The following is a 13,630-nucleotide window of genomic DNA, read 5'->3' on the forward strand; positions in this document are numbered from 1 at the left end:
TTCAGTTCAAGTGTGACTCAATAACGTTTGAGCGTTACTTGATTCAGTTCAAGTGTGACTCGATAACCTTGTCTCAACTATAAGAAACGTTTCAGCGTTACTCAATTCAGTTCAAGTGTGACTCAATAACGTTCAAGCGTTACTCGATTGAGTTGTAACGTTACTCGATTCAGTTCAAGCGTTACTCGATTTGGTTGCAGTGTGACTGGGTGCGATCGCCAGGTTATCGAATGCGATCGCGGAAGTATGGGATGCGATCGCCATGCAACTCAGTAACCCTGTCACTTTGCCCCCCAACCCCCCAAAATTGGGGGACTTGCGCTCCGGTTTCCTCCTTATTTGAAAGCTACCGTGTACGCAGATCTCGGTTGAGATGCCAACCTTCTGCACAATCCCCCTAAATCCCCCTTGAAAAGGGGGACTTGGCTCCGGTTCCCTCCTTTTTAAGGAGGGCTAGGGAGGATCAAACCCAGCATTTTTGGGTTGGGTTATACTCATCGATTAATAGTGCAGCCACAGAAAAAAGCCTGTACCCCGGCAATACCTCCCTGCCACCCCTTTCAATCTTATGCCTGACTCCATGTCTGAACTTGGACTGATTCACGAACTGGGCGATCGTTTGGGTCGTCCTCTGGAAGAAATCTCTGAAGATCGGTTTGAACGGCATAACCAGGCAAGCTACGCGCAGAATTGGGACGATCGGATTAACCAGGCAAGCTACGCGCAGAATTGGGGCGATCGGATTAACAGAGTCTCTTATTCTCTTGCGGAAGATGGCACGGTCAGTGGGCTGTTTTTAGCACCCGTCACCAGCCACATTTTACTAGACTTTCCCATTCATCAATTCAGGCATTTAAAACATCTTTATTTAAGTCGGGTCAATTTAGCCAGCTTTAACTTTTTACGCAACCTCACACGGCTCACCACGCTCGATTTAAGTTCCAATAACATCAGCGATTGTTCATTTTTACGCAAGCTAACAGGGCTGACATTGCTGAATTTAAGTTTCAATAACATCAGCGATTGTTCATTTTTACGCAAGCTAACAGGGCTGACATTGCTGAATTTAAGGAACAATAACATCAGCGATTGTTCATCTCTAGGCGAGTTAACAGGGCTGACATTGCTGAATTTAAGTTCCAATAACATCAGCGATTGTTCATTTTTACGCAAGCTAACAGGGCTGACATCACTTTATTTAAGTTTCAATAACATCAGCGATTGTTCATTTTTACGTGAGCTAACAGGGCTGACATCACTTTATTTAAGTTCCAATAACATCAGCGATTGTTCATTTTTACTTGAGCTAACAGGGCTGACATCGCTGGATTTAAGTTCCAATAACATCAGCGATTTTTCATTTTTACTTGAGCTAACAGGGCTGACATCACTTTATTTAAGTTCCAATAACATCAGCGATTGTTCATCTTTAGGTGAGTTAACAGGGCTGACATCGCTGGATTTAATGAGTAATAACATCAGCGATTGTTCATTTTTACGTGAGTTAACAGGGCTGACATTGCTGAATTTAAGGAACAATAACATCAGCGATTGTTCATCTTTAGGTGAGTTAACAGGGCTAACATCACTTTATTTAAGTTCCAATAACATCAGCGATTGTTCATCTTTAGGTGAGTTAACAGGGCTGACATCGCTGGATTTGAGTTCCAATAACATAACCGATTGTTCATCTTTAGGTGAGCTAACAGGGCTGAGATTGCTTTATTTAAGTTCCAATAACATCAGCGATTTTTCATCTTTAGGTGAGTTAACAGGGCTGACATCGCTGGATTTGAGTTCCAATAACATAACCGATTGTTCATCTTTAGGCGAACTAACAGGGCTGACATTGCTGCGTTTAACGAACAATAACATCAAAGAAATACCTCAATGGTTAGCGGACGGTAGGCTGGCGATCGAAATAGATCACAAATACGCTTCCAACTGCATTAACCTCTATAACAATCCTATTGAAGAACCACCCCTGGAAATCGTTCGTCAGGGCAACGCGGCGATTCTCAGCTACTATGCTCAACTCGCCACTCAGGGGCAAGATCACCTCTACGAAGCAAAGATGCTCATCGTCGGTGAAGGGGAAGCGGGTAAAACCACCCTGGCACATAAAATTCCTGAACCAAACTGTGCTTTACCCCATGTAGACGATCGCACTCGCGGCATCAGCATTCGCACCCATACCTTTTCCTGTCGCAAGCGAGATCAATCTGAGGGGTCAGAGGCGCGTGATTTTCACCTGAATATCTGGGATTTTGGCGGTCAAGAAATCTACCATTACACCCATCGCTTCTTTCTCTCAAAGCGTTCTCTCTACGTCCTGGTTGCCGATAACCGCAAAGACGACACCGACTTTAACTACTGGCTCAACATCATCGAACTGTTTGCAAGCAATAGCCCTCTGATCATCGTGCTCAACGAAAAAGGCGATGTGCAACGCAGTCTCAACCGAGCCGATCTGTTGAGTCGCTATCCCGACAGCATCAAAGAAATTGTCTCCGTCAACTTCAAAACCCAGGAAGAACCCGACCCAACCAAAGCTCAGCAACGCCTCAAAGCTATTCACAGCCTGATTGGGCATATCGAACACTGTGCCCAAAACCTGCCCCACATTGGTGAAGCGGTTCCCGCCCGCTGGGTGGATGTGCGTCAGGCGATCGAACAGGACGACCGCAACTATATCTATCGCCAACAGTTTGACGAAATCTGTCAGGCTCAGAGCATCACCGCTAGTCAAGACATTGACACCCTGCTCGGCTATTTTCATGATCTGGGCATTCTGCTGCACTTTGCCGAAAATCCCTTGCTGCGTGACAGAGTTATCCTCAATCCGACCTGGGCAACTAATGCCGTTTACCGCATCTTCGACAACGACAGCATCAAAGCCAAAGCCGGACGCTTTAGCCGTCAAGATTGCGCCGCGATCTGGAGTGACCCGCAGTATCGCCACATGCACGATGTCTTGATCGAGCTAATGAAAAACTTTCGTCTGGTCTATGAGATTGGTGACACGGGCGACCTGGTCGCACCCCAACTGCTGCCCTCCAACACGCCCACCTATCCGTGGGACGAGACGCAAAACAGTCATATGCAGCTTCGCTATGATGCCTTCATGCCCAAGGGCATCTTCTGGCAGTTTGCCGTCACGATGTATCGCTACATCCACAACCACAATTGGGTTTGGCGCAATGGCATGGTGATCCGACGGGGCAACACCTGGGCAGAAGTCAAAGAAGACCTGAACCTGCGGCGCATTTCCTTACGCTTCTATGGTCCCAGTATTGCCGAGTTTCGAGCCGTGATTGTGGATGAACTGGACACCATCAGTCAGTCATACCATCGACTGCTCTACGACAAGATGATTCCCTGTCAGTGTGATGAATGTAAAGACGGCAACCAACCCCACTTCTTTAACTACACCGTTCTAAAAAGACGGCAGGAAACCGGGAAGAAATCCACGATCGAATGTGAAATCAGCGAAGAAGACGTTTCCCTCAAACTACTGCTGGACGGCTTTGAAGTCCAGAAGATTCTCGAAACGCTGCCTGACAAAAAAGGCGACGAACCAACACCACCTCCTTTGCCACAAGACACTCCACCGACAGCCAAACCGCAAACCATCAAAATCTTCCTGGCTTCCTCGTCAGAATTGAAAGAAGACAGAGTACAGTTTGAGATTTTCATCAACCGCAAGAACAAGGAATACATCAAAGACGGCATCTTTTTGGAACTGGTGCTCTGGGAAGATTTTCTGGATGCGATGTCTCAAACTCGTTTGCAAGACGAATACAACAAGGCGATCGCAGATTGTGACATCTTCGTTAGCCTCTTCTACACCAAAGTCGGAAAATACACCAAAGAGGAATTTTTAGTTGCATTGGAAACGTTTAAGGGTAGCGATCGCCCCTTCATTTATACCTATTTCAAAGACGCGCCTATCAACACGCGCAACATCACACCCGAAATTATGACTCTGATCAACTTCAAACAAAAACTCTCTGACTTGGGGCATTTTTATCAACACTATGCGGATATTAATGATCTCAAACATCAATTTGGCGAACAACTGGTCAAGATTCTCGCAGAATGGCGTCAAAACTATAAGGGCTAGGTGTATTGCTTGAGCCATTCTCAGCACCCGGCGAATCAATTCGCGGCTATCAGAACAAAGTCCGCCGTCGCGGACTCAGGAAAATCCAAGGCTTTCTGTAACCTGCGAAGGCAGGTTTCGTTCCTGTAGCCGCGACTTTAGTCGCAAAGGCTACATTGGAAGGCATCCCCAGCTAGAAGCTGGGAACGAGAGACAGATCTTTTGTGCTTGGCGGTTAAAACCGCAGCTATCTGAACAAAACCCGCCTTCGCGGGTTCCAGAAAACTGGATAGAGCCAGTCCGCGCAGGCGGACTTTGATCGAGTAGGCGCGAATTCATTCGCCAGCGACAGAAAGAGCATTGTCAATCGTCAATCGTTCATAGCATCAAAAGTTGGCTACAAAGTAGCGTCAATTGTCAATTGTCAATTGTTCATAGCATCAACCATTGACTATTGACCATCAACCATTGACTATTGACCATCAACCATCAACCATTGACCAATCCGCTATGATGCAAAACAGCGAGTTTGGGAAAGCGGATGGCGGTAAAACTGAGTTTTTGCATGATTGTCAAGAACGAGGCAACCAATTTGCCCCGCTGCTTAAACAGCGTTCGCCATATGGCTGATGAGCTAGTGGTATTGGACACAGGCTCTAGCGATGGAACCGTGGCGATCGCTCAATCTCTCGGTGCTACCGTCCACCACTTTGCCTGGACAAACGACTTCTCAGAAGCCCGCAATGAATCGCTCAAGTATGTCACGGGCGATTGGGTGCTGGTGCTGGACGCGGATGAAGTCCTCACAGCGGAAATTGTGCCAGTGATGCAACTGGCAATGCAGCAAGAGAATTGTTTAGTGATTAACCTGTTGCGGCAAGAGATTGGAGCGACTCAATCACCCTATTCTCTCGTGTCACGGTTGTTTCGTCATCATCCTGCGATCGAGTTTCGGCGTCCCTATCACGCCATGATCGACGATAGCGTTGCCCAACTGCTGAAACAGGAACCTCACTGGCAGATTGTCGATTTACCCGAAGTGGCGATTTTGCATTACGGCTATGAACCGGGGGCGATCGCCAGTCGAGACAAGTTTCAGCAAGCTCGCATGACAATGGAGCGATTCCTGGTGAAGCATCCGGGTGATCCCTATGTGTGCAGCAAGTTGGGTGCGTTGTATGTGGAGATGGGCAAAGTCGATTATGGGATTGAGCTATTGGAACGCGGCTTAGCCCAACAGCGCAAAACCCCAATTGATGCCCCTGTCTTGTTTGAATTGCACTATCACCTGGGCATCGCCTACAGTCGCCTCAAGGATGTGGAACGGGCAGAACGCCACTATCAAACTGCCACCGAACAACCGATTTTGGAAGCTCTGAAGTTAGGAGCCTACAACAATCTGGGCACCCTGCGACAGGCTCAAGGCAACTTTCCAGGGGCAAAAGCTGCCTACGAAGCGGCACTGGAAGCCGACCCCAACCTGGCGATCGCCCACTACAACCTGGGCATGACCCTCAAAGCGATGGGACAACTGGAAGACGCGATCGCCCACTACCAAAAAGCCCTGCAACTCAACCCCATCTATGCCGAAGCTCTGCAAAATTTGGGAGTCGTCTTACTCAAACTGGGCAGAGTCGAAGAGAGCATGGCAGCGTTTCAACGGGCGATCGTGCTGCACGAGCAACGCAACGTCCAGGAAGCACAACGGTTGCGATCGGGGTTACGGCAGATGGGATTTGAGATTTGAGTGGGGAGTAGAGGAGAGACGCGATTAATCGCGTCTTTACAGTAGTGGCTTTACGATTCACCCATCCGCCCTAGGTATGTCAATTAAAATGTGTCTGTCACCCTTGCTGCCAACAGAACGAGGCAAAGCCTGTCTTTACACATAATCCTGAATATACTTATCACCTTGTCACCCCTCTACCCTTCTACCCATCCACCTCCACCCGCTGAAGTACCCGATTGTCCCTACCGATCGCCCTTAGCTCAATCACCCTGACCCCGATCGCTTGAATCGGTGCATCCAGGACAAACAATCCATCTCTCACATCACTTCTGAGCACCCTACCGTTACTCAACGTGGCTTCCAGGGCAACCACCTCTGAGGAGTGAACTCGCCCTAATGCCATGAGTGTGGTGTGTACACTGTGAGTGACTCCATTGTGGAAGTAGTCAATCAAGTAGGGATTTGTAGTTGAGATAGCGTCTTTAAAGGAAAAGCTTGATCCGGTTGGAGATGCCCACCAGACTCCCCACGGCATTTGGGACACGATCACATGTCCCCCGTCAAATGGCTCTGCCATTCCCTGACACACGACAACAAAGGTTTTCTCGGTTTGGCGTTGTGCTTTAATCTGAGGCGCATCTTCGCAGTATCCGTCACGTCGAGCAGCACGTTCGGGGGTAATGCCCCAATTGTCCAGATGCCAAATCAGGGCGATCGCTCCCACTAGCCCCAGCGAACTAACCGACATCACCGCCAAGCCTAAGCCTCTCAGCCCCATGCCAAACCTCCTCCAGACAAGCCAAAACCTATGAGTTGACACAGATCTATCGGTTCATTTGACCTGTTTTTTGGAGGGCAAGTTTCAGCAAGAAGATGCGAATCAAATTTCAGGCAAGTAACTCGGCGATCGCTGCCTCAATCAGAGCTGTATCCGCTGCGTTATAGCCCGGTCCACCCGCCGCATGTCCCCACACAGATGGAATGACTCTTAACTCAGCGTTTGGCATGTGTGACACTTCGATCGCACTGTCTTCTGGTGGAAAGTACAAATCCGTTTCACTGGGCATGACGATCGCCCTGGCTTGAAGCGATCGCAGTGCCCGCACAAAATCACCCTGATACAAAGGATTGTCGCTGATGTCGGCGTGTTGCCAACTCCAGATCATCGCTAACAAATTATTCGCATCCCAGGTTAAATGGTCGTCTTCCCACCATTGCAACAGTGCCTCAACGGTTTCAAATCCCAGTTTGCGATACAGTCCCTCTCGATAAAATGTTTGCGAATACGCCCAACCTGCATAAACTCGTCCAAACGCTTTGAGTCCGGCTACAGGTGGCTCCGTATACCGCCCCTTTTGCCAGGTGGCATCGGCGGTTAAAGCGGCTTTGATTCCTTCCAGAAACACGCCGTTATGCACGGAAGTTTTGGCTGAGCCACAGTAAGGAAGAATGCACTCAACGCGATCGGGGTAGAGGGCTGCCCAGTGATAGGTCTGCTGTGCCCCCATCGACCAACCCAACACCAGCCTGATCCGCTCAATGCCAAACTGTTCAGTGATTAAGCGAAACTGACACTGAATGTTGTCATACAACGTCACTCCCGAAAACGTTGTCGGGTCTGCAAAATGGCTGGGCGAGGAGGACAGCCCATTGCCAAACAGATTGGGGATGATGATGAAGTAGCGATCGGGGTCGAGGGCACGTCCTGAGCCAATCAAAGCGGCGTTGCTGCGATGAGTGCCGCCATAGTGGGTCGGGAAGATAATCACGTTATCTTTTTGAGGATTCAACACACCGTACGTGACATAGGCAAGCTTTGCATCTGGCAAAATCTCACCCGACTGCAACTGAACATCGCCTAACTCATACACTTCATATTCAGTGGTCATTGTTTAGGAATGTGAATTAAAGAACCTGAAGATTTGTCAGCTCTGTAGGGACATGACATGTCATGTCCCTACTCAGAAAATTGCACTCTAACCAATTTGCAACCCTTAGTACAACTCGTCGTAAAATAGGGGTGAGAATTTGGGGTGCAGGGGTGGAACCCCTGGCTGGGGGCACAGCCCCACACCCGCTTGTTTTATTTCCGAACCCTATCTGTGAATAGCAGTACTTAGGAATAAAAACTAAATAACATCAGATTTTGTAGGTTGGGTTAGCGTCAGCGTAACTCAACATTTGCAGAGGCGTTGGGTTTCACACTGTTCAACCCAACCTACTAGCTAGCCTCTGGCAGGGAATCTGGATTTAGAGGCTCTGCCTCCGATGACCCTAGCTTTGGAGGCAGAGCCTTCAGCACGACATAACAAGGCGGAGCCTTGCCACAAGAGGTGCAGCAATAAATTTGTACCCTCTAGTGATTGGTCTGATCAGCCCAGGGAGTCAGGAGTGCCGAAATCCACTTCAACCCGTAATCGATCAACACTCCAATAATGCCGATCAGAGCAATACAAAAGAACACTTTTTCAGTTTGCAAAAACCGCTGAGACTGCCAGATCTTAAAACCCAGACCATATTGCGCCGCTACCAACTCCGCAATTACCAAGTAGTTCCAGGCTCCCGCGATATTGACCCGGACTGTATCAAGCACATTGGGAAACGTCGCAGGTACAATCACCTTAAACAACACATCCCATCGACTGGCCCCCAGCGTGTAAGCTACATTGATCATCTCATTGGGAATGAACTTCACCGCATCCGCAACCATCATGGTGTTATACAGAACAACTCCCAGAAAAACGATCAACACCTTAGACTCTTCACCCAGACCAACCCAGATAATGATGAGAGGGACAAACGCCATCACAGGCATATAGCGCACCGTTCCCACGATCGGTGCAAACAGGCTATCCATGCTGTAAAACGTGCCCATCGCAATTCCCATCGGCACACCAATCATCACCGACAGCAAAAAGCCACCTGCCACCCGTCCACAACTGGATAAGACATCCGTCATTAGCCCTTCCTGGAACATGGTGATACCCGCCTGCAACACCGCCCACGGAGTCGGTAAAAACATAGCTGGCACCCATCCCGTTGAGCTAATCGCCGCCCACACCAGCAGGGGCACAGCCAATGACAGCGTCATGATCAAGATGGATAACCAACGGGGGAACCCTTGGCGAATGCTCCAAAAAACCGAGGGCTTTAAATATCGTTTTTCAGTGGAGAGCGAGGAGATAGGAGTAGGAAGGCTAGACTGCGCCACGGGTTGTGTATCCTCTAGGTGTAGTAAATAGGGTGTTAATGTTAGAAGAACTTGAGGTATCGCTGAATCTCCCAATCAGAAATGTGATTGTGATATTCCTGCCATTCCTGAGATTTGAACCGGACATAGGTTTCGTACATTAACGGACCCATGACTGCCTCACTGAGGGGATCGGCAGCAAAGGCATTAATGGCATCTCCCAACGTCCGAGGTAAGAAATTAATACCTTTTTGTGAGAGTTCAATCAGCGAATAGTTATACATATTTTCGGTATGAGGCTCACCGGGGTCGAGTTCTTCCCGAATGCCCTCTAGCCCCGCCGCCAAAATCATCGCCGCTCCCAAATACAGGTTCGTTGAGATGTCCGCCGCACGGCACTCCACACGCCCACCCCCTAAGGGAATCCGCAACATATTGGTGCGGTTGTTGTTGCCGTAACAAATATAAACAGGTGCCCAGGTAAAACCAGACATATTGCCCTGCTTGACCAACCGCTTGTAACTGTTGACCGTAGGGGCGATCAGGGCGCAGATCGCAGGGGCATGTTTTAAGACGCCAGCGATGAATTGATAGCCCAGCTTCGACAAGCCACATTTGCGGGGGTCGTTGGGGTCAGCAAACAGGTTTTCTCCTGTTTTGACGTGAGCCAGCGACATATTGTAGTGAGCACCGCTACCTGTGCGGTTCGGGAATGGTTTAGGCATGAAGGTGGCGAAATAGCCATGTTTCTTAGCGATCTCTTTGACCATCAGACGGAAGAACGTGAGGCGATCGGCCATTTTGAGCGCATCACAGTAAGCAAAGTCAGTTTCAAATTGACCGTTGCCATCTTCGTGATCAAACGAGTAGACATCCCAACCCAACTGGTTCATCGCCTCGACGATTTCGGTGATCCAGACATAGTTATCGAGCAAGGCAGGCAGGTCATAACAGGGTTTCGCCAATGTATCCAGATCGCTGATGGGGGCAAAGCCATTCGCAGTTTCTTTGAGAATGTAAAACTCGGTTTCGATGCCCAGGTTGAAGGTGTAACCCATCTCAGCGGCTTGCGCCAACACTTTCTTGAGGATGCTGCGGCAACAGGCTTCAAAGGGTTCGCCTTTGAGATAGAGGTCACTGGCAAACCAGGCAAATTTCGAGTTCCACGGCAACACCATCACGGAAGACAAATCGGGACGGGCAGAGACTTCCTCATCGCTGACATCCTGCGGCACCCCATCCAGTGCTGCCCCGGTGAATAGCTCTGACCCTGCTACCATTTGCGATAAATGAGAGAGTGGCACCGCCTTGGCTTTGCACATGCCGTGAATATCGACAAAGCTGGCGAGGGCATACTTTACGCCCTGCTCTTCCAGGGAGTTTTTGAGGGCTTGCAGTTCTGGGGTGAGGTAGTCAGCCATAGGAGGAAAAGAGAAGAAAGAAAGAAAAATGAAGAGAGAAGAGGGAGAAAAGAAGAGAGAAAAAAGAAGAACGAAAAGTGAAGAAGGGTTAGAACAACATTGGTTCAGTACTAATTCTGAAAATTTTGATTATTCACTCTTCTTTTTTCATTCTTCTTTCTTTTTCCATCCTTCCATAGGTGAGGCATTTCTTTTAAGGGAATTGGTCATTAGTCAATAGTTAGGGGTCAATGGTCAATGGTTAGGGGTCAGGAGTCAGGAGTCAGTGGTCAATAGTCAATAGTCAATGGTTAGTAGTTAGGCCGAGTGTTAATTAGGGTTTGGGTTTGGAATTGTCTTATCCTTTATCCTTTTTTCTTCTTTTTTCCTTCGTACAGACGTGATAAATCGCGCCTCTTCCCTCTTTTATTCTTCATCCTTTATCGTTTATCCTTTTCCCTCTCCTCTTTGTATCGCCTTCATGATGAACTCCTGAAACAGATGGGTTCCCATTTCCTTGGTTGGGGACAAACGTCCCGGTTTGTAGCCGATCGCCTGCACTCGTTTTTGAATTTCGGGCAACAGCAGCAAATCTTCTTTTTGAATCTTGTCGCCAAATTCGACTAAGGGTTGCACGTTTTCCTCAGCGGTGGCGATCGCGGTATTGGGCACCAACCACTCCCATCGAATGCGAGTTCTCGTTGGTCCTTGCGGATCGATCAGATAAATGATGGCGTGACCCGGTGAGAGAATCCAGGCAAAGTTAGGGAAGAAGCTCATCACTGCAATTCGCTCCATCTCTTCGGGGGTAAGTCCGGGGATGTAGTAACCGGGGTCTGCCAAAAACCAGCGATCGTCCTCAGTCAAAACGGGGGTGTATTGCAAATAGTGGTAATGGCGTGCCTCAGCGGTATTGTGCTTGTAGTAGCGCAACAAACAGGGATGAACGATCGGCTCGTGGTAATACTCAGCGTTGTTTTCAACGTAGAGTTTCCAGTTGGCATCGACCCAGTAGTCGATCGTGTGAACCCGCCTCCAGGTATCGAGTTGATAGCGTTGAAATAGGTCGGGCAGGTCGCCCAGTTGAACCGCCAGAGGTGGAGCGTTCAGGTCGGGGTTAACAAAGATAAACGGTCCCCAGGTGTCGATCTGAACCGGAGCCAACCCATAGTCAGCGGTATCAAAGTTTTCCGCTGCCTCCATATCGGGGATGCCACGCAGGTTGCCATCGAGATCAAAGCTCCAGGCGTGATAGAGGCAGGTGAGGTGGTTGCATTTGCCGCTTCCCAATGCGAGTGGTCCAGCACGGTGGGTGCAGATATTAAAAAAAGCCCGCAGTTCCCCGACTCGGTTCTTCAGAATGATCAGGGGTTGTCCAGCAATATCAACGGTGAAGTAGGAACCCGCTTCTTCTAACTGACTGATGTGCCCAACGTAATACCAATGCTTACCAAAAACATGCTGTTGCTCAAGCCGATAGATATCGGGGGAAAAATACATCTCAGCAGGGAGAGACATCGCATCGCAATGGAGCGATCGCGGTTGCCACGAGCGTAACCAAGCCAAACGTGACCCAGTTTCTTGTTGTGTTTGGAGATTCATGAGAACCCAGCCACCTGCACTAATCTATCGTTCTAATCTCAACGCAAATCAACATAACTTAATGCATTCCCCGATTAGTGTATAGGGCTATGGGTTGTTTTTTGTATCTCAAACTACGTTCTGGCAGGAGAACATCCACCGATTAACCTGGGGACGGGATTTCCAGCTTTACAGCAAGTGTATCGGAGTTAACACTTGATCTCGCTTTCATCGGCTTAACTGAGAGAGTATTATCAGCAAATCCCGACGATTGGCAGGAACTCTACCATGCTGAATGTCCGCCCTTTTCACTCTTTAGGAAACCCTAACTCTCAATCGACCTATGAAGTTAATGGGTTGCGATCGCCTCAGGCTCCTAAGATGGAGGTGCGGGACGTCTATAAATCGTTTTCAGTGCAGGGCAAGCCGTTGATGGTGCTGCAAGGGATTAACTTGCAACTCTATTCCAGAGAGTTTGTTTGTCTTGTGGGCACCTCTGGCTGTGGCAAATCAACCCTGCTCAACATCGTCGCAGGTTTAGTTGCTCCCTCCGCAGGGCAAGTCCTGGTCGATGGCGAAGTAGTTTTGGGTCCAGGTTCCGATCGTGGCATGGTGTTTCAGGGCTATACCCTCTATCCCTGGCTCACGGTTTCAGAAAACATTGCCTTTGGTTTGCAACTCCGCAAGATGCCCAAAGCCGAGCAGCAGGAGCGAGTGGCATATTATCTCGATGTGGTCGGGTTAACCCAGTTTGCCAAGGCATATCCCAAACAGCTTTCAGGCGGGATGAAACAACGAGTGGCGATCGCTCGTGCTCTAGCCAACGAACCAGAAGTGCTGTTAATGGATGAACCCTTTGGTGCGCTGGATGCCCAAACCAAAGAGCAAATGCAGCAGTTTTTGCTTGACCTGTGGGGGCGTACCCACGTTACGGTGCTGATGATCACTCATGATGTAGAGGAGGCAATTTTCCTGTCTCAGCGGGTGTATGTCATGAGTAGTCGCCCTGGAAAGCTCAAGTTAGAAGTGCCGATCGCCCTTCCAGAACAACGCGATCTGGAAATCAAACTCTCCTCAGAGTTTGTGGATATCAAACGCGACATCATTCACGCACTGCGGGATGAGGGGTAAGGCGGAAAGGATAAAGGCTGAAGGATAAAAGAAGGAAGAAAGAAAAGAGAAGAGAGAAAAAAGAAGACGGAAGAGGGAAGAGGAAAGGCTGAAGAATAAAGGCTGAAGGATAAAGGCTGAGAGATAAACGAAGTCAAGCAGGATAAAGGCGAGGGCTAAAATCGGGTATTGCTAATTTAACCGATCATTTCGCGAAACGTTCGTGCAGCAGTAGTCAGTTTTTGAGAATCATATCTGCAATTTAGCAACGCCAAAAATCGGATTGGCTTAGCAGTTGGTTTCACTGTTCCCCAATTGTCGTTTGACATCATGACAATCTAGTTTTGCGAACACAAAGTTCTGCAATGTAGGGGGTTTGGGGGCTTCGCCCCCAAGAAGGGGTGGAACCCCTTCACCGGGATTGTAAATTAGATTGTGTCAAAGGTCAGAAATGAGATCTAATGAACTACTAGACCCGAGACACTCGTACTATGACTTTTCGACCTGAACTCCTCGAT

9 protein-coding genes are annotated in these 13,630 nt (G+C 48.8%); 3 read left to right on the plus strand and 6 right to left on the minus strand.

Going from position 1 to position 13,630, the window contains the following annotated elements; all coding sequences use genetic code 11:
• Positions 1-568: 568 nt before the first annotated feature.
• Positions 569-4,123, plus strand: coding sequence for a leucine-rich repeat domain-containing protein (locus H6G89_RS15900; protein ID WP_190508024.1), 3,555 nt, complete (start codon positions 569-571; stop codon positions 4,121-4,123).
• 150 nt (positions 4,124-4,273) lie between these two features.
• Here the strand turns inward: H6G89_RS15900 and H6G89_RS15905 are convergent, their stop codons facing one another.
• Complete coding sequence (locus tag H6G89_RS15905; RefSeq protein WP_190508026.1) at positions 4,274-4,441, minus strand: hypothetical protein; 168 nt, start codon at positions 4,439-4,441, stop codon at positions 4,274-4,276.
• Positions 4,442-4,643: 202 nt separating this feature from the next.
• On the opposite strand from H6G89_RS15905, the gene H6G89_RS15910 reads away from it, so the two are divergent.
• A complete protein-coding gene (locus tag H6G89_RS15910) occupies positions 4,644-5,849 on the plus strand; it encodes a tetratricopeptide repeat protein (protein WP_242059959.1) in 1,206 nt (401 codons plus the stop codon).
• A gap of 184 nt (positions 5,850-6,033) precedes the next feature.
• On the opposite strand, the gene H6G89_RS15915 is transcribed toward H6G89_RS15910, so the two are convergent.
• From H6G89_RS15915 to H6G89_RS15935, 5 genes are all read right to left on the minus strand, one after another.
• Entirely contained in the window at positions 6,034-6,609 is a 576-nt protein-coding gene (locus tag H6G89_RS15915) for a hypothetical protein (protein ID WP_190508028.1), read from the minus strand.
• A gap of 109 nt (positions 6,610-6,718) precedes the next feature.
• On the minus strand, positions 6,719-7,720 hold the full coding sequence (locus H6G89_RS15920; RefSeq protein WP_190508030.1) for an alpha/beta fold hydrolase: 1,002 nt from the start codon (positions 7,718-7,720) through the stop codon (positions 6,719-6,721).
• Positions 7,721-8,187: 467 nt separating this feature from the next.
• Positions 8,188-8,922 carry an ABC transporter permease gene (locus H6G89_RS15925; RefSeq protein ID WP_242059960.1) on the minus strand — a complete coding sequence of 245 codons (735 nt, stop codon included), beginning with the start codon at positions 8,920-8,922 and terminating at the stop codon, positions 8,188-8,190.
• Positions 8,923-9,083: 161 nt separating this feature from the next.
• A complete protein-coding gene (glnT, locus tag H6G89_RS15930) occupies positions 9,084-10,442 on the minus strand; it encodes a type III glutamate--ammonia ligase (RefSeq protein ID WP_190508033.1) in 1,359 nt (452 codons plus the stop codon).
• 426 nt (positions 10,443-10,868) lie between these two features.
• Positions 10,869-12,023: an aromatic ring-hydroxylating oxygenase subunit alpha gene (locus H6G89_RS15935; RefSeq protein WP_190508035.1), complete on the minus strand. Its 1,155-nt coding sequence runs from the start codon at positions 12,021-12,023 to the stop codon at positions 10,869-10,871.
• A 360-nt stretch (positions 12,024-12,383) separates the two neighbouring features.
• On the opposite strand from H6G89_RS15935, the gene H6G89_RS15940 reads away from it, so the two are divergent.
• Positions 12,384-13,133, plus strand: coding sequence for an ABC transporter ATP-binding protein (locus H6G89_RS15940; protein ID WP_199336752.1), 750 nt, complete (start codon positions 12,384-12,386; stop codon positions 13,131-13,133).
• The last annotated feature ends 497 nt before the right edge of the window (positions 13,134-13,630 follow it).

It is taken from the genome of Oscillatoria sp. FACHB-1407 (assembly GCF_014697545.1).
GTDB lineage: Bacteria > Cyanobacteriota > Cyanobacteriia > Elainellales > Elainellaceae > FACHB-1407.